Below are 15985 nucleotides of genomic sequence, written 5' to 3'. Positions count from 1 at the left end.
CGTTGAAACGGGAGCGCACCATGGCTGTCTACACCTTTCATGTGCCGGCGGGGGCGTCGCCCGGCGATCGTCTGGCGCTGGAGCGCGCCGTCGTCGTGCGCGACGGTTTCTCCTGGGGGGCGCTGATTTTCCAGTTCCTCTGGTGCCTGTGGAACCGGCTGTGGCTCGTCGCCGCCGGTTTCCTGGCCGTGAGCCTCGCGCTCGCCTTCGGGCTGGAATGGGCCGGCCTGCCGGAGCGGGCGGCGGGGCTTGCCGGCGTGCTGCTCGCGCTGCTCTTCGCCTTCGAGGCCAACGGTCTGCGCCGCTGGACGCTGGAGCGCCGCGGCCTTGCGCTGCGCGGCGTGGTGGTGGCGGACGACGCGGAGGCGGCGGAGCGGCGGGCGTTCGCCATCTGGCTCGCCGGGCGCGATGCGGATGAGCCGCCGGCAGGCGGCGCGCAGGCGGATGGCGCGCAGGCGGCGGGGGGAGTTGCGGCGAAACCGCAGGCGAGGCCCTATCCCCATCCGCGCGCGCCGGTGCGGGACCGGCGCGACGAAGGTGTGATCGGGTTGTTTCCCCCGGCGGAGGAGCCGCGTTGAGTACTGTCATCGTCGATTACGAATCGGGTAATCTGCATTCCGTTCACAAGGCTTTCGAGCGGGCGGCGCGGGAGGCGGGCCTTGCGGAGACCGTCGTCGTCTCCTCCGATCCCGAGGCCGTGCGCGCGGCGGATCGCGTGGTGTTGCCGGGCGTGGGCGCCTTCGCCGATTGCCGCCGGGGGCTCGACGCCGTTGCCGGCATGGGCGAGGCGCTGGCGGAAGCGGTGACGGGCCGGGGCCGGCCGTTCCTCGGCATCTGCGTCGGCATGCAGCTTCTCGCCACGCGCGGGCTCGAATATGTGACGACGCCGGGGCTCGGCTGGATCGCCGGCGACGTGACGCTGATCGAGCCCGCCGATCCGGCGCTCAAGATTCCGCACATGGGCTGGAACACGCTCGATCTCGTGCGCGACCATCCGCTGTTCGACGGCATTCCGACCGGGCCGGGCGGCCTGCACGCCTATTTCGTGCATTCCTATGCGCTGCATCCGGCGGATGGCGCCGATCTCGTCGCGACCACCGATTACGCCGGCCCGCTGACGGCGGCGGTGGCGCGCGGCAACGTGGCCGGCGTGCAGTTCCATCCCGAAAAGAGCCAGGCGCTCGGCCTGTCGCTCATCGCCAATTTCCTGAGGTGGCGCCCGTGATCCTGTTTCCCGCGATCGACCTGAAGGAAGGGCGCTGCGTGCGCCTGGTGCAGGGCGACATGAGCCGCGCCACCGTGTTCAACGACAATCCCGCCGAACAGGCGGCGACCTTCGAGGCGCAGGGCTTTTCCTGGCTGCATGTCGTCGATCTCGACGGCGCCTTCGCCGGCAAGCCGGTGAACGCGGGCGCCGTGGAGGGCATCCTGTCGCGCCTCTCCATTCCGGTGCAGCTCGGCGGCGGCATCCGCAATCTCGCTACCGTCGAGGGCTGGCTGGAGAAGGGCGTCGCCCGCGTCATCATCGGCACGGCGGCGGTGCGCGATCCCGATTTCGTGCGCGAGGCCGCGCGCCGCTTTCCCGGCCGCGTCGCCGTCGGCATCGACGCGCGCGACGGGCTGGTCGCCGTCGAGGGCTGGGCGGAAACGTCGGAGCTGTCGGCGCAGGAACTCGGCCGGCGCTTCGAGGACGCCGGCGTCGCCGCCATCGTCTATACCGACATCGCCCGCGACGGACTGGTGCAGGGCCTCAACATCGACGGCACGCTGGCTTTGGCGCGGGCGGTGGGCATTCCCGTCATCGCCTCCGGCGGGCTCGGCTCCATCCGCGATATCGAGCGGCTGCTGGAGCCCGACTGCGCCATTCTGGAAGGGGCGATCACCGGCCGCGCGCTCTACGACGGCCGGCTCGATCCGCGCGAGGCCATCGCGCTGCTGAAGAAGGCGGCCGCGCCATGCTGAAGAACCGGATCATTCCCTGTCTCGACGTGAAGGACGGGCGCGTCGTCAAGGGCGTGCAGTTCACCGCGCTGCGCGACGCGGGCGACCCCGTGGAGGCGGCGCGCGCCTATGACGCGGCGGGCGCGGACGAGCTGTGCTTTCTCGACATCACGGCGAGCCACGAGAATCGCGGCACGCTGCTCGATGTGGTGCGGCGCACGGCCGAAGCCTGTTTCATTCCGCTCACGGTCGGCGGCGGCGTGCGCGCCGTGGAGGATATCCGCGCGCTGCTGCTCGCGGGCGCCGACAAGGTGTCGATCAACACGGCCGCCGTCAACGACCGGCGCTTCGTGCGCCAGGCGGCGGAAAAGTTCGGCAGCCAGTGCGTCGTCGTCGCCATCGACGCCAAGCGCGTCTCCGCGCCGGACGAGACTCCGGCGTGGGAAATCTTCACCCACGGCGGCCGCAAGGCCACCGGCATCGATGCCGTGGCTTTCGCCGTGGAAGTGGTGGAGCTGGGCGCGGGCGAGCTGCTCGTCACCTCCATGGACCGCGACGGCACCAGGGCGGGCTACGACATCGCGCTCACCCGCGCCATCGCGGACGCCGTGCCGGTGCCGGTCATCGCCTCGGGCGGCGTCGGCACGCTCGATCATCTGGTCGAAGGCATCCGCGACGGCCACGCCACGGCGGTGCTGGCCGCGTCCATCTTCCATTTCGGCACTTTCACGGTTGCCGAAGCCAAGGATGCGCTGGCGCGGGCCGGGATCGCGGTGCGCCGCGACCACGATGTCGCAGGGGAAGGGAACTAGGCGATGGCGGACAGGCAGGATACGCCTTTCAGTCTCGGCGATCTGGAGGCGATCGTGGCGCGGCGCGCGACCGAGAGCCCGGACGTCTCCTACACGGCGAAGCTGCTCGCGGCGGGCGTGGGGCGCTCGGCGAAGAAATTCGGCGAGGAAGCGGTGGAGGCGGTGATCGCCGCCGTCGAGAACGACCGCGCCGGCCTCGTTTCGGAGAGCGCGGACGTGCTCTATCACCTTCTCGTCGTTCTTCGCGCGCGCGATATTGCATTGCAGGATGTGCTGAACGAGTTAAAACGGCGGACAGTGCAGTCGGGTCTTGAGGAAAAGGCGGCCAGAGGGGCGCAGGCCTCCGGGCCGTGAGTCTTCAGGGGCCTGAGACCTGACCCCGACGGGGGAGCGAGACCGATGAACAAGCGCGAAACCGGTGAGGGCATGGCGGCGGAGGGCGGTATCGTGCCGCTGAACGGCGAGTTGTCGCCCTATCGCGTGTTCACCCGCGCCGAATGGGCGAGCCTGCGCGCCGACACCCCGATGACGCTGACCATCGACGAGCTTGTGCGCCTGCAATCGTTGAACGACCGGCTGTCCTTGTCCGAGGTGGCGGAAATCTACCTGCCGCTCTCGCGCCTGCTGTCGCTCTATGTGGCGGCGATGCAGGGGCTTTTCCGCGCCACCGAGCGCTTCCTCGCCGTCGAGGACGGCAAGGTGCCCTACATCATCGGCATCGCGGGGTCGGTGGCGGCGGGCAAGTCCACCACGGCGCGCGTGCTGGAGGCGCTGCTCGGGCGCTGGCCCAACACGCCCAAGGTCCAGCTCATCACGACGGACGGCTTCCTGTTCCCCAACGCGGAGCTGAACCGCCTCGGCATCATGAGCCGCAAGGGCTTTCCCGAAAGCTACGACACGCAGGCGCTGCTGCGTTTCCTGTCCGCGATCAAGGCGGGGGCGCGCAACGTGCGCGCGCCGGTCTACTCGCACCTGATTTATGATGTGGTGCCGGGCGAGGAAGTCGTCGTCGACCGGCCGGACATTCTCATCGTCGAGGGGCTCAACGTGCTCCAGACGGCGCGCCCGCCGCGCGACGGACGGGCCGTGCCCTTCGTGTCCGATTTCTTCGACTTCTCGATCTATGTCGATGCCGACGAGGAACAACTGCATGAATGGTACGTGAGCCGCTTCATGCACCTGCGCGAAACGGCGTTCCGCGATCCGCAATCCTATTTCCGCCGTTATGCCGAGGTGCCGGAGGAAGAGGCGCGGCGCAAGGCGGAGGAGCTGTGGGCCGGCACGAACCTCATCAACCTGCGCGACAACATCCTGCCCACGCGCCAGCGCGCCAGCCTCATCCTGCGCAAGGGCGACAGCCATCGCATAGAGGAAGTGGCGCTGCGGCGGTTGTGAGGGCGGGCGGGCTTGAGGAAAGCCCGCATGGTCGAGAGTCGCGGCCGCCGGCGTCAGATATGGTAGACGAAGGACTCCATCTCGTCCTTGGGCAGGTCGCGCATTTCGGCCAGGTTGCGCCGGTCGAGCACGCGGGCGATCGATTCGCGCACTTCCAGCATCATCAGCCGCACGGCGCACATCTGCTCGTCGGGACAATCCTCGCAGGGGCGGTAGGCCGTCTTGCTGGCGCAAGGCAGCGGCGCGAGCGGGCCGTCGAGCACGCGCACGATGTCGCCGACGATGATCGTCTCCGGCGGGCGGGCCAGCATGTAGCCGCCGCCCTTGCCCTTCTTGCTGTGCAGAAAGCCGGCGTTGCGCAGCTCGCCCAGAATGGCGTCCAGAAACTTCTTGGGGATGTTGTTGCTCTCGGCGATATCCGCCACGAGCGCGGATGTGCCGGGTTCGAGCCTCGCGAGGTGAACCACGGCCTTGAGCCCATATTTCCCCTTCTTCGTCAGCATGTCGGTCTGTCTCTTGCTCTCACGTTGGCCGCGCCGAAAAATGCTCGCGCGATGTAAACCTGAACAGTGCGGCCCATCCGCACGGCCTTCCACCGCAGATGTCATCCGGGGCGCGGGCTTTTCGCCGAATCGCTTGTCCCGCCCTATCTCTTTGTCAAAGCACGCGCTTTCCCAAGAAATAACATCTGCCTGCGGGGATTATGCTCTGGAATCGGTTTAAAAAACAACCATCTATATTTCTTCGCTATAGTCTACAAAATATACTGCCTGACGAGCGTCATACAAGGTTGCCGCCGGAAACGGCCGGAACGCCGATCGCCTGCCAGATGCGGACCGCTTCCACATGCGGGCGGACATCGTGGGCGCGCAGGATATCCGCGCCCAGCGCCAACGCGGCGAGATGCGCCGCCAGCGTGCCGTGCAGCCGCTCCGCCGGCGGGCGGCCGATGAGATTGCCGATGAAGGATTTTCGCGATGCGCCCGCCAGCACCGCGAAGCCGGTCGCCCGTATCCTGCCGATGCCGCGCAGCGCGTCGAGGTTTTGTGCGGGCGTCTTGCCGAAGCCGATGCCCGGATCGAGCACGATTGCGTCGTCGGCGATGCCCGCCTTGCGCGCCAGCGCGACGGAGCGCTCAAAAAAGCGCAGCATGTCGTCCACGATATCGATCGCGGCGTCGGGCTGCTCGCGGTTGTGCATGACGATCACCGGCGCGCCGAAGGCGGCTGCGACCGCCGCCATGTCCGGGTCGCGCTGGAGGCCCCAGATGTCGTTGACGATCTGCGCGCCGGCGGCCAGCGCCGCGCGGGCGGTGGCCGCCTTGTACGTGTCGATGGAGACCGGCACGTCGCGGGCGCGCGTGAGCGGCGCGATGGCGGCGATGACGGGCAGCACGCGCGCCTGCTCCTCCTCGGCTGAAAGCGGCATGTGGCCGGGGCGCGTCGATTCGCCGCCGACATCGACGATATCCGCCCCTTCGTCGAGCATCGTTTGCGTTTGCGCCAGCGCGGCGTCGGGCGCATCGAAACGGCCGCCGTCCGAAAACGAATCGGGCGTGACGTTGAGAATGCCCATGATGAGCGGCTTGCGGGTCGCAAGCCGGTCCGCAAGCGTGCGGGATGCCGTCATCATGGGAGATCGCCTGCTTCGCGCCCGTCGATCCAGGTGGCGATGACGGCGAGAGCCGCGTCGAGCAGCACGAGATCGGCGCGCATGCCTGGCGCGATGCGGCCGCGTTCGCGCTCCAGCCCGAGAAAGGCCGCCGGATAATGTGAGGCCATGCGCAGGGCATCGTCCAGCGAAACGCCGAGACGCCCTGTCGCATGGCGCACGGCACTCGCCATGTCGAGATCGGAGCCGGCGAGCGTGCCGTCGGCGGCCGTCAGCCGCCCGCCCGCGCGGGTGATGGCGCGGCCGGCGAGGGTGAAGGTATCCTCGGCGCTGCCGACCGTCGGCATGGCGTCGGTCACGAGCATCATGCGCGCGGGTCCGTGGGCGCGGATGGCGGCGGCGAGCGAAACCGGCGAGACGTGATGCAGATCGGCGATGATGCCGCAGTAGCTCTCGGGATCGGTGAGCGCCGCGCCCACGGGGCCGGGCGCGCGCCCGGCGAGCGGCGGCATGGCGTTGAAGAGATGGGTGAAGCCCGTCAGTCCCGCCGCCCGCGCCCGCGCCACCGTGTCGGCGTCGGCATCCGTATGGCCGGCCGACAGCACCGCGCCCGCCTTCGCCAGCCGCTCCACCGCGTCGGGGCCCACGCATTCGGGCGCCAGCGTGAGCAGGGTGGCGAAGCCGGGCGGCAGGCTTGCGGCGAAATCGCCGATCAGCTCGATGTCGTCGTCACGGATCGGGCGGATCAGCGCCGGATCGTGGATGCCCTTGCGCGCGACATTGAGGAACGGGCCTTCGAGATGCACGCCCAGCAGGCCGGGCACGCCGCGCGCCACCGCCTCGCGCACGGCGGCGAGCGCCTCCCGCATGCGGGCGGGCGTATCGGTGATGAAGGTCGGCAGGAAGCCGGTGGTGCCGAAACGCCGGTGCGCCGCGCCGATGGCGGCGATGCCGTCCCATGTCCGCGTGTCGTTGAACAGCACGCCGCCGCCGCCGTTGACCTGCACGTCGACGAAGCCCGGCGCCAGCAGGCCGGCGACGCGCCGGCGCGGGATGCTCTCGCCGAGGTCCGCATCGGCCACGATCGCCGCGATGCGCGCGCCGTCGATAACGAGGGCGTGATCGCTCAGCCAGACGCGATTGTCCCGGAAAATGCGCGCGCCGGTGAGCGCATAAGGGCCGGGCGCTTTCGTCACGACGCGTTCTCCCGCGCCGGGCGGTCCTGCCGCGCCAGCATGAGCGCGCCGGTGAGGGCATCGGCGTCCGGGGGCGCGAAATGGCGGCGCACGTCCTGCTCCAGCCACGGCAGCACCGTTTCCGTCAGGCCGCCGATGAGGTGCACGCGCGGCGCGCCGAGTGCGACGAGGCGCAGGGTAAGGCGGCCGATGGCCTGCGCGGCTTCCGCCACGACGGTGCGCGCCATCGCGTCGCCCTGCGCCGCATGGGCGTAGACGAGCGGCGCGAAGCGGGCATAGTCGGCGGGCGTGGCGCCGTCGCCCCAGTCGATGATCGCTTCCGGCGTCGGGCCGATGGCGGCGAGGATGGCCTCCGACAACGTGCCGGCCGGTGCGAGCCCGTCGCAGACGTGCAGCGTGCGCCGGATGGCCTCGCGGCCGGCGACCGCGCCGCTGCCGTCATCCGACAGCGGAAAGCCCCAGCCGCCGATGCTGATGACGCGCCTCGCGCCGTTCTCGCGCTTCTCCATGTAGCCGCAGACGCCGGTGCCGACGATGAGGATCGCGCCCCTGTCGTCGTCCGTCGCCGCGCCGGCGGTCGCGCCGAGCCAGGCGGCGCGCGCATCGGTATCGAGCACGATGGCGGCGAAGGGAAAGGGCTGGCGCAACAGCCGCTCGCGGCCCGACGCCTGTCCCGCGCCCGCGAGGCCGAAACCGGCGCGGGTGCGCCGCCAGGCGGTGGCGTCGAGCCCCGCTTGCGCGAGCGCGGCGGCCGAGGCGGCGAGGATGGCGTCGCGCACGCTCTCCGGCGGCAGGCGGACATTGGCCGGGCCGCCCAGCCCCTCGCCGAGCGTGCGGCCCTGCGCGTCGCTCAGGCGCACGCGGCAGCGCGTGCCGCCGCCGTCAATGCCCAGAAACAGAGGTGATTCCATCGCCCGGCCGCACCGATTCCCGTTTTTCTATCGGTTATCGATAGCCCATCCGGGCGCGCGATGGAATCGGGCGATTGGCTTTTCAGTCCGGAATCAGACGAGGTTGGGCTCCACGGAGGGCGCGCGCTCCAGCCATGCCGGCACGGGCAGGTCGCGGGCGCGCAAAAATTCCGGGTTGAACAGCTTCGACTGGTAGCGGTTGCCGTAGTCGGCGAGAATGGTGACGATGGTGTGGCCGGGGCCGAGGTCCTTCGCCAGCCGGATCGCGCCGGCGATGTTGATGGCGGAGGAACCGCCCAGAATCAGCCCCTCGTTCTGCACCAGATCGAAGACATAGGGCAGGGCCTCCGCGTCCGAAATCTGATAGGCGAGGTCGATCGGCGCATCCTCCAGGTTCTTCGTGATGCGCCCCTGTCCGATGCCTTCCGTGATGGAGGAACCCGCCGATTTCAGCTCGCCCGTCGTGTAATAGCTGTAGAGCGCCGCGCCGAGCGGGTCGGCGATCGCGATCTTCACGCCGTTGTTGCGCTCCTTCAGCGCGATGCCGACGCCCGCGAGCGTGCCGCCGGAGCCCACCGAGGCGACGAAGCCGTCGATCCCGCCGTCGAGCTGCGCCCAGATTTCCGGGCCGGTGCCCTCGATGTGCGCCTGCCGGTTGGCGACGTTATCGAACTGGTTCGCCCACACCGCTCCCTTGGGATCGGCGGCGGCGAGCGCCTCCGCCGTGCGGCCGGAAACCTTCACATAATTGTTGGGGTTGGCGTAGGGCACCGCCGGCACTTCCAGCAGCTCCGCCCCCAGCAGGCGCAGCGCGTCCTTCTTTTCCTGCGACTGCGTTTCGGGAATTACGATGACGGTGCGGTAGCCCAGCGCGTTGCCGATCACCGCAAGGCCGATGCCGGTGTTGCCCGCAGTGCCTTCCACGATGGTGCCGCCCGGCTGGAGCGCGCCGCGCGCCTCGGCGTCCCGGATGATGTAGAGGGCGGCGCGGTCCTTCACCGATTGTCCGGGGTTGAGGAACTCCGCCTTGCCGTAGATCTCGCAGCCCGTCAGTTCGGACGCCTTGTTGAGCCGGATCAGCGGCGTGTTGCCGACGGCCTCGACGACGCTGCGGGCAACCCTTGCCGCGCTGCCGACTCCTGCTGCGTTGCTCACCCCTGCCGCATTGCTCATGGGAGACTCACCTTCTTCCACCTGAATTTTACACAGGCTAAAAGACATCGGCAGTTTTGTCCATTTGCCTTGTAGAATGAATTCTGGCCCCATAGGTTCACGTGGAATGAAACGGGATAGCGTGTTGGGCAGGAGAAGCCGACATGAGGAGAAGCTGACATGAGTGTGACGAAGCCGGATGATGTGGTCGATCTCGCGATCGACGAGGTGAAGCGCGGCCTTGCCGACGGCTCGATATTGCTGGTGGACGTGCGCGAGAGCGAGGAATACGCGGCCGGCCATATCCCGGCGTCGGTTTCCGTGCCGCTGTCGACGTTCGATCCCGCCGCGCTGCCGGAAGCGAACGGTCGCCGGATCGTGTTTTCGTGCAACTCCGGCGGGCGCACGCTGCGCGCCCTCGCCGCCACGCGCGCGGCGGGCCTCGATCTGCGCGAGCATTACAAGGGCAGCTTCAAGGATTGGGTCGCCCACGGCGAGCCCGTGACGACGGGCGAGGAGCCGTGAAACGCCTCGTCAGTCCATCACGGCGGCCTTGAGGATGCAGACCATGAGCGCGCGCCCCGGCGTGTTGCCGGTGCAGCGCACGATGTGGGGCCGGTCGCAGCGGTAGCGCAGGCTCTCTCCCGCCCGCGCTTCCTGCACCGCGCCGGCGATCTCCACCTCGAACACGCCTTCCAGCACGGACAGGCTCTCCACCGAGCCGCGCTGGTGGGCGTCCGAATCGAGCGCGCTGCCCGGTTCCGCGCGCACGTCGTACCATTGCAGCCATTCCACCGTCTTGATCCAGCCGATGATGCCGAGCTGCATCCGGCCGTCGTCGGAGACAAGGATGGGCGTGTCGGGGCGCGAGATCTTCTCGATGAAGGCGTCGTCGGCCTCGCTCGTCAGCACCCGGTCGATGGAGACGTCGAGCGCCTGCGACAGCCGCCAGATGGTGGCCAGCGTCGGATTGGTCTCGTTGCGCTCGATCTGGCTGATGATCGACTTGGCCACGCCGGATTGCTCGGCAAGTTCCGACAGCGACAGGTTATACGCCTTGCGCAGGCGCTGTACCGTCTTGCCCAACTGGCCGGAGAGCACCTGCGCACCCGAATCGTCGCGAATCCGCTCGCGTCCGCTGGCATTGTCGCTCGCCATGCCCTGTCCCCGATGTTCCGCCACGCCGCTGCATTCCTTATGACGGACGTTCGTTTGATCCGCAGAACGACATGTGGTGACGCCGGGGCGGGCGTCAACAGGAAAATCATTACGGGGATACGGCGCGGGCTAAGCTTCCTCGCCCTCGAGGCGCGCGCGCGCGCGGTCGTGGCCGATGAGCGGCAGCAGGTTCGCCAGTTCCGGCCCGCGCTCGCGCCCGGTGAGCGCAAGCCTGAGCGGATGGAACAGCGCCCTGCCTTTGGCGCCGGTTTCGGCGGTGATCGCCTCGGTCCACATCTGCCATGCGAAAGGCGACCAGGTGTCCTTCGTCCACGGGCCTGGGGGCAGGTGGCGGGCGCCGGCGCCGGTGACGGCGGCATCCTCGATCGGGGGAACGAGGGGCTTGCTGATAACCTCCCACCAGCCGAGCGCATCCGACAGCCGCAGGATGTTGCCGCGCACGGCGAGCCAGAAATCTTCCCCGCCGCCGATCTGCAACGAGGCCAGCCGCTCGCGCACGGCCTCGAACGGCAATTCGAGCAGCAGCCGCGTGTTGAGATGCGCCAGTTCGTTCTCGTCGAAACGCGCGGGCGCATGGGAAAGCTGGCCGATGTCGATGATCTGCGCCAGTTCCTCCAGCGAACCGACCGGCCGCACGGCCTCCGACGAGCCGACGAGCACGGCCAGCGAGGCGACCGCCAGCGGCTCCATGCCCGCCTTGCGCAGATGGCGCAGGGAAAGGTGGCCGAGCCGTTTCGACAGCCCTTCGCCGCTCGCCGTGGTCAGCAGGTTGTGGTGGCCGAAGACCGGCAGGCGCCCGTCCAGCGCCTCGAAGAGCTGGATCTGCACGGCGGTGTTGGTGATATGGTCCTCGCCGCGGATGACATGCGTGATGCCCATGTCGATATCGTCGACGACGGAGGGCAGCGTGTAGAGATAGGTGCCGTCCTCGCGCCGCAGGATCGGGTCCGACAGCGAGGCGCAGTCCACGCGGCAGTCGCCGCGCCCGAGATCGTCCCATTCGACCGTCTTGTGATCCAGCAGGAAACGCCAGTGCGGGCGGCGGCCTTCCGCCTCCAGCGCCGTGCGTTCCGCCCCGGTGAGCTTCAGCGCCGCGCGGTCGTAGGTCGGGGGCAGTCCGCGCGCGAGCTGGAGCTTGCGGCGGCGCTCGAGTTCCTCCGCCGTCTCGTAGCAGGGATAGAGCCGCCCTTCGCCGACGAGCCGCTTGACGGCGGCGTCGTAGAGAGCGAAGCGCTCCGACTGGCGAAAGAACGCGTCCGGCAGGATGCCGAGCCAGGTCAGATCCTCCACCAGCGCCTGCGCGTATTCATCCGTCGAGCGCAGGCCGTCGGTGTCGTCGAGCCGCAGGATGAAGCGGCCATGGTGGCGCAGCCGGAAAAGCCAGTTGAGCAGCGCGGGCCGCGCATTGCCGATGTGCAGGAAGCCGGTGGGCGAGGGGGCGAAGCGAACGACAGGCCCGGTCATGACGGCGGGAAGGTGGATATCGGTCATCGGGCGGCCGTGTTTCTCGAAGCTGCGGTCATGAAGCGGGCCTTGCCGGAAACGGATCCCGGAAGCCGTTGGTGATGGGATAGCGCCGGTCGCGGCCGAAGTTGCGATGCGTCACCTTGACGCCCGGCGCCGACTGGCGGCGCTTGTATTCGGCGATGTAGAGCAGCCGCTCGACCTTGCGCACCGTTTCCACGTCGTGGCCGGCCGCGACGATCGCCTCGACCGGCAGTTCCGCGTCCACGAGCCCGCGCAGGATGTCGTCCAGCACGTCGTAGGGCGGCAGCGAATCCTGATCGGTCTGGTTCTCGCGCAGTTCGGCGGTCGGCACCTTGGTGATGATGCGCTCGGGGATCACCTCGCCGTCGGGGCCGAGCGCGCCTTCGGGCTTCCGGCGGTTGCGCAGCGCGGCGAGGCGGAACACCTGGGTCTTATAGAGATCCTTCAGCGGGTTGAAGCCGCCGTTCATGTCGCCGTAGAGCGTGGCGTAGCCCACCGCCATTTCGGACTTGTTGCCGGTGGTGAGCAGCATGGCGCCGAACTTGTTCGACAGCGCCATCAGGATGGTGCCGCGCGCCCGGCTTTGCAGGTTCTCTTCCGTCACGTCGCGCTGCGTGGCGGCGAAAAGCGGCGCGAGCGCCGCCTCCAGCCCCTCCACCGCCGGGGCGATGGGCAGCACGTCGTAGCGGATGCCGAGCCGGTGCGCGCAAAGGGCTGCATCCTCAAGGCTCTCGCCGGCGGTGAAGCGGTAGGGCAGCATCACCGCATGCACGCGCTCGCGCCCCAGAGCATCCACGGCGATCGCCGCCGCCAGCGCGGAATCGATGCCGCCGGAAAGGCCGAGCACCACGCCGGGAAAACGGTTTTTCGTTACATAGTCGCGCACGCCCAGCACGCAGGCGGCATAATCGGCCGAATCGCCCTGCGGATTCGCCGCCGGCGGCAGGGGCGCCAGCGTCCAGCCCCGCCCGGCGCGGCGCGCCTCGATCACCGCGAGCGCCTCGGCGAAGGCGGGCAGGCGCGCGGCGAGCGCGCCGTCGCCGTCGAGCGCGAAAGACGCGCCGTCGAACACGATCTCGTCCTGTCCGCCCACCTGGTTGAGATAGACGAGCGGCAGGCCGCTTTCCGCCACCCGCGCGCGCGCGATGGAAAGGCGCTCCGCCTCCACCTCCTGCCGGTAGGGGGAGCCGTTGGGCACCAGCAGCAGCGCCGCGCCCGCCGCCGCGAGAGCGGCCACCGGCGCGGGCGTCCAGATATCCTCGCAGACCGGCACGCCCACCGGCACGCCCCGCACCGTGAGCGGCAGCGGCGGGGGACCGGCGTCGAACACGCGCTTTTCGTCGAACACGCCGTAATTCGGCAGGTCCACCTTCAGGCGTCTGTCGGCGACGCGACCGCCGTCGAGCAGCGCGACGGCGTTGTAGATGCGGCCGTCTTCCGCCCACGGCAGCCCGATGAGAATCGCAGGTCCGCCATCGGCGGTGTCGCGCGCCAGATCGTCGCAGGCGGCACGCGCGGCCGCGGTGAAGGCGGGCTTCAGCACGAGATCCTCCGGCGAATAGCCGGTCAGGAACAGCTCGGGAAACAGGACGACGTCCGCGCCCGCCACGGCGGCCTGCGCGCGGGCCGCGCGCGCGCGCGCCAGATTGCCGGCGATGTCGCCGACAAGCGGATTTTGTTGCGCAAGCGCAATGCGCAGGGAGGAGCGGACATCTGTCATGATGCTGGTTTAGACTATATGTGCCCAAAGGAAAAGGAGGATTCCCGCCGGCGCGCGCGATCCTTCGCGCAATGGCGCGCAACCCCGCCGGCCGGGAGCGAGGAGGGAGCGCGACGGACGCTCGCCTGATTCGGCATGGCGTTCTATCCATTTGTGAACGCATCAAATTCGATCAAAAAGTGCACGCGCTTTTCGGTCTGATGCTATAGAATATGGAATTTAGAGCGGGATGGCGATTCAACCCGATCGTATCCTGCTCGAAGGTCTCAACGAGGAGCCTGGAATGACTGTCAAGACGTTGAACGATCTCGGGCAGAACGTCCGTACGAAGTCGATCGAGCTGCTGAACGAGCATCTGGCCCAGTTTGTCGATCTCGGCGCGCAGATCAAGCATGCGCACTGGAATGTCAAGGGGCCGCACTTCATCGCGCTGCACGAGCTGTTCGACAAGCTCTATGCCAACGTGGTGGAATATACGGACACGATTGCCGAACGGCTGACCGCGCTTGGCGGCATCGCCCACGGCACCGTGCAGGTCGCCGCCGAGATCAGCAAGCTCAAGGCCTATCCCTTGCAGATCACGGACGGGCTGGAGCATGTCGAATACCTGTCGCGCTCCTTCGCCGAAGTCGCCAAGGCCACCCGCGAGGCGATCCGCACCACGGCCGAAGCCGGTGACGACGCGACCTCGGACGTGTTCACGGAAGTGACGCGCGCGCTCGACAAGGACCTGTGGTTCCTCGAAGCCCACATTCAGGAAACCAACAAGTAATCCCGCTCCTGAAAGGCGCGGCCATCGGCCGCGCCGCTACCGTCAGGCGTGCCGCTACCACCATGCATGGAAGTGGTGCACGGGGCCGTGCCCCTTGCCGATCGTCAGCCGGTCGGCGGCGGCGATGGCGCGGCTGACGTAATCCTTGGCCGCGACCACGGCTTCCTCCAGCGCCAGCCCCTTCGCCAGCCCCGCCGCGACGGCGGAAGACAGCGTGCAGCCGGTGCCGTGCGTGTTCCGCGTGGCGACGCGCGGCGCGGGCAGGCGGATGACGTCCTTGCCCTCGATCAGCAGGTCGACGCTTTCCTCGCCGCGCGCGTGCCCGCCCTTGATCAGCACGGCGCGCGGCCCGAGTTGCAGCAGGGCGCGCGCCTGCGCCAGCATGTCCGCCTCGTTTTCCGCCGGGTCGGTGTCGAGCAGCACGGCGGCCTCCGGCAGGTTCGGCGTGATCAGCAAGGCTTGCGGGATCAGCCGTTCCCGCAGCGTCGACACCGCCTCCTGCGCCAGAAGCCGGTCGCCGCTTGCCGCCACCATGACGGGATCGAGCACGATGGCCTGTTGCCGCCAGCGTCGCAGACCGTCCGCGACGGCGGCGATGGTTTCCGGCCGCGACAGCATGCCGATCTTGACCGCGCCGACAGGCAGGTCGGAAAAGACGGCGTCGATCTGCGCCGTGACGAAATCCGGCGGCACATCATGGATGCCGGTGACGCCCAGCGTGTTCTGCGCCGTGAGCGCGGCGATGACGCTGGCGCCATAGACACCGAGCGCCGAAAAGGTTTTCAGGTCGGCCTGGATGCCCGCCCCGCCGCCGGAATCGGAGCCGGCGATCGTCACGGCGATGGGCGTGGTGCCTGCGATAGTGCTCATGGCCTGTCTTCCGGCGTGAGGTCGCCCTGATGCCCGAGCGCGGCGAGGCTGTGGTCGACGATGGCGCGCAGCCGCCGCGCCGCTTCCGCCACGTCGTCCGCCATGAAGATCGCCGAGATTACCGACACGCCCTCTGCGCCCGCGGCGATGACGGCGGCGGCATTGGTCTCGTCGATGCCGGAAATGGCCGCGATCGGCAGATGCGCGGCATGCCCGCGCGCCGCCGCCGCGACGGCGGCAAGCCCGTCGAGGCCGATGGGGGGCTTCGCGTCCGTCTTGCTGGATGTCGCGAACACACCGCCGATGCAGCCGTAGTCGATGGGCTCGCGCGCGGCCGCCGCCGCTTCCTCGACATTGTTGAGCGTCAGGCCGACGATGGCCTCCCCGCCCAGCAGGCGGCGCGCGTCGGCTGGCGTCATGTCGTCCTGCCCCACGTGCACGCCGTCCGCGCCGGCCGCCAGCGCCACATCGATGCGGTCGTTGATCAGCAGCGGCACGCCCCGGCCGGCGACGGCCTCGCGGATGGCGCGGGCGTTGGCGACGAGCCGGCGCGTGTCGGCGTATTTGTCACGGTATTGCAGCAGCGTCACGCCGCCGTCGATCGCCGCCAGCGCCAGATCGGGCAGCGGCCGCCCGCGCGCGCGCTCGGGGTCGAGAATGGCGTAAAGGCGCAGGTCGACCGGGCGAGGGGGGAAGCCCGTTTCCTGTATTGTCGTTGAGGGCGGCATGATGCTGGCTCGCGTCGCGGGTTGCGATCAGGCCGGAACGGAAGGCCGCCCGCGCAAAACCGCCTGCGGGCGCATCTCGCTTCCCTCCGCCGGCATGATCCGGTTCAGGTTCGATGGGTTGGCGGGCGCCTCTCAGCCCCGCACCGGAAACAGGCGCGGGACACCCCAAGCGGATAAGCCATTGTGACAGGAAACCCGGCGGAAGCAAGC

Annotated in this window: 18 protein-coding genes and 1 riboswitch; of the genes, 8 read left to right on the top strand and 10 right to left on the bottom strand. The window is 69.0% G+C overall.

The genetic code is table 11. The annotated features are described in order from the left end of the window. Positions 1-20: 20 nt before the first annotated feature. From ACOYJQ_RS11530 to coaA, 6 genes are all read left to right on the top strand, one after another. Positions 21-578, top strand: a complete 558-nt coding sequence (locus ACOYJQ_RS11530) for a DUF2628 domain-containing protein (protein ID WP_433458583.1) — start codon at positions 21-23, stop codon at positions 576-578. After that, positions 575-1225: an imidazole glycerol phosphate synthase subunit HisH gene (gene hisH, locus ACOYJQ_RS11525; RefSeq protein ID WP_433458581.1), complete on the top strand. Its 651-nt coding sequence runs from the start codon at positions 575-577 to the stop codon at positions 1223-1225. The genes ACOYJQ_RS11530 and hisH overlap by 4 nt, the downstream gene beginning before the upstream one ends. Next, complete coding sequence (gene hisA, locus ACOYJQ_RS11520) at positions 1213-1962, top strand: 1-(5-phosphoribosyl)-5-[(5-phosphoribosylamino)methylideneamino]imidazole-4-carboxamide isomerase (RefSeq protein ID WP_433458579.1); 750 nt, start codon at positions 1213-1215, stop codon at positions 1960-1962. The genes hisH and hisA overlap by 13 nt, the downstream gene beginning before the upstream one ends. After that, positions 1956-2753, top strand: coding sequence for an imidazole glycerol phosphate synthase subunit HisF (gene hisF, locus ACOYJQ_RS11515; RefSeq protein ID WP_433458578.1), 798 nt, complete (start codon positions 1956-1958; stop codon positions 2751-2753). The genes hisA and hisF overlap by 7 nt, the downstream gene beginning before the upstream one ends. A 3-nt stretch (positions 2754-2756) precedes the next feature. Next, positions 2757-3107: a phosphoribosyl-ATP diphosphatase gene (locus tag ACOYJQ_RS11510; protein WP_433458577.1), complete on the top strand. Its 351-nt coding sequence runs from the start codon at positions 2757-2759 to the stop codon at positions 3105-3107. A gap of 72 nt (positions 3108-3179) precedes the next feature. Then, positions 3180-4148: a type I pantothenate kinase gene (gene coaA, locus ACOYJQ_RS11505; RefSeq protein WP_433458845.1), complete on the top strand. Its 969-nt coding sequence runs from the start codon at positions 3180-3182 to the stop codon at positions 4146-4148. 53 nt (positions 4149-4201) lie between these two features. On the opposite strand, the gene ACOYJQ_RS11500 is transcribed toward coaA, so the two are convergent. From ACOYJQ_RS11500 to ACOYJQ_RS11480, 5 genes are all read right to left on the bottom strand, one after another. Beyond that, entirely contained in the window at positions 4202-4651 is a 450-nt protein-coding gene (locus ACOYJQ_RS11500; protein ID WP_433458575.1) for an RrF2 family transcriptional regulator, read from the bottom strand. Positions 4652-4928: 277 nt separating this feature from the next. After that, positions 4929-5777 (bottom strand): dihydropteroate synthase, encoded by an 849-nt coding sequence (gene folP / locus ACOYJQ_RS11495; RefSeq protein WP_433458844.1) that lies wholly within the window; start codon positions 5775-5777, stop codon positions 4929-4931. Then, on the bottom strand, positions 5777-6955 hold the full coding sequence (gene nagA, locus ACOYJQ_RS11490) for an N-acetylglucosamine-6-phosphate deacetylase (protein ID WP_433458574.1): 1179 nt from the start codon (positions 6953-6955) through the stop codon (positions 5777-5779). The genes folP and nagA overlap by 1 nt, the downstream gene beginning before the upstream one ends. Further along, complete coding sequence (locus ACOYJQ_RS11485) at positions 6952-7866, bottom strand: BadF/BadG/BcrA/BcrD ATPase family protein (protein ID WP_433458572.1); 915 nt, start codon at positions 7864-7866, stop codon at positions 6952-6954. The genes nagA and ACOYJQ_RS11485 overlap by 4 nt, the downstream gene beginning before the upstream one ends. Positions 7867-7959: 93 nt before the next feature. After that, a complete protein-coding gene (locus tag ACOYJQ_RS11480; protein ID WP_433458571.1) occupies positions 7960-9039 on the bottom strand; it encodes a cysteine synthase A in 1080 nt (359 codons plus the stop codon). Positions 9040-9198: 159 nt separating this feature from the next. Here ACOYJQ_RS11480 and ACOYJQ_RS11475 point away from each other — a divergent pair, with 159 nt between their 5' ends. Beyond that, positions 9199-9543 (top strand): rhodanese-like domain-containing protein, encoded by a 345-nt coding sequence (locus tag ACOYJQ_RS11475; RefSeq protein WP_433458570.1) that lies wholly within the window; start codon positions 9199-9201, stop codon positions 9541-9543. Between the two features lie 9 nt (positions 9544-9552). Here ACOYJQ_RS11475 and ACOYJQ_RS11470 read toward each other — a convergent pair whose 3' ends face one another. From ACOYJQ_RS11470 to ACOYJQ_RS11460, 3 genes are all read right to left on the bottom strand, one after another. Next, entirely contained in the window at positions 9553-10176 is a 624-nt protein-coding gene (locus tag ACOYJQ_RS11470) for a helix-turn-helix domain-containing protein (protein ID WP_433458843.1), read from the bottom strand. Between the two features lie 129 nt (positions 10177-10305). Further along, positions 10306-11661 carry a glutamate--tRNA ligase gene (gene gltX, locus ACOYJQ_RS11465; RefSeq protein ID WP_433458842.1) on the bottom strand — a complete coding sequence of 452 codons (1356 nt, stop codon included), beginning with the start codon at positions 11659-11661 and terminating at the stop codon, positions 10306-10308. 55 nt (positions 11662-11716) lie between these two features. Further along, a complete protein-coding gene (locus ACOYJQ_RS11460) occupies positions 11717-13405 on the bottom strand; it encodes an NAD+ synthase (protein ID WP_433458568.1) in 1689 nt (562 codons plus the stop codon). Positions 13406-13634: 229 nt separating this feature from the next. Here ACOYJQ_RS11460 and dps point away from each other — a divergent pair, with 229 nt between their 5' ends. Continuing rightward, a complete protein-coding gene (gene dps / locus ACOYJQ_RS11455) occupies positions 13635-14177 on the top strand; it encodes a DNA starvation/stationary phase protection protein Dps (protein ID WP_433458567.1) in 543 nt (180 codons plus the stop codon). 54 nt (positions 14178-14231) lie between these two features. Here the strand turns inward: dps and thiD are convergent, their stop codons facing one another. Both thiD and thiE read right to left on the bottom strand, forming a co-directional pair. After that, entirely contained in the window at positions 14232-15047 is an 816-nt protein-coding gene (gene thiD, locus ACOYJQ_RS11450) for a bifunctional hydroxymethylpyrimidine kinase/phosphomethylpyrimidine kinase (RefSeq protein WP_433458566.1), read from the bottom strand. After that, a complete protein-coding gene (gene thiE, locus ACOYJQ_RS11445) occupies positions 15044-15775 on the bottom strand; it encodes a thiamine phosphate synthase (RefSeq protein ID WP_433458565.1) in 732 nt (243 codons plus the stop codon). The genes thiD and thiE overlap by 4 nt, the downstream gene beginning before the upstream one ends. Positions 15776-15839: 64 nt before the next feature. After that, positions 15840-15953: riboswitch (TPP riboswitch) on the bottom strand. Between the last annotated feature and the right edge of the window lie 32 nt (positions 15954-15985).

The organism is Pseudochelatococcus sp., from assembly GCF_050946405.1.
Classification (GTDB): Bacteria; Pseudomonadota; Alphaproteobacteria; order Rhizobiales; family Beijerinckiaceae; genus Pseudochelatococcus.
The sequence above is the reverse complement of the archived record's forward strand: the minus strand, read 5'-3'. Positions and strand labels throughout refer to the sequence as shown.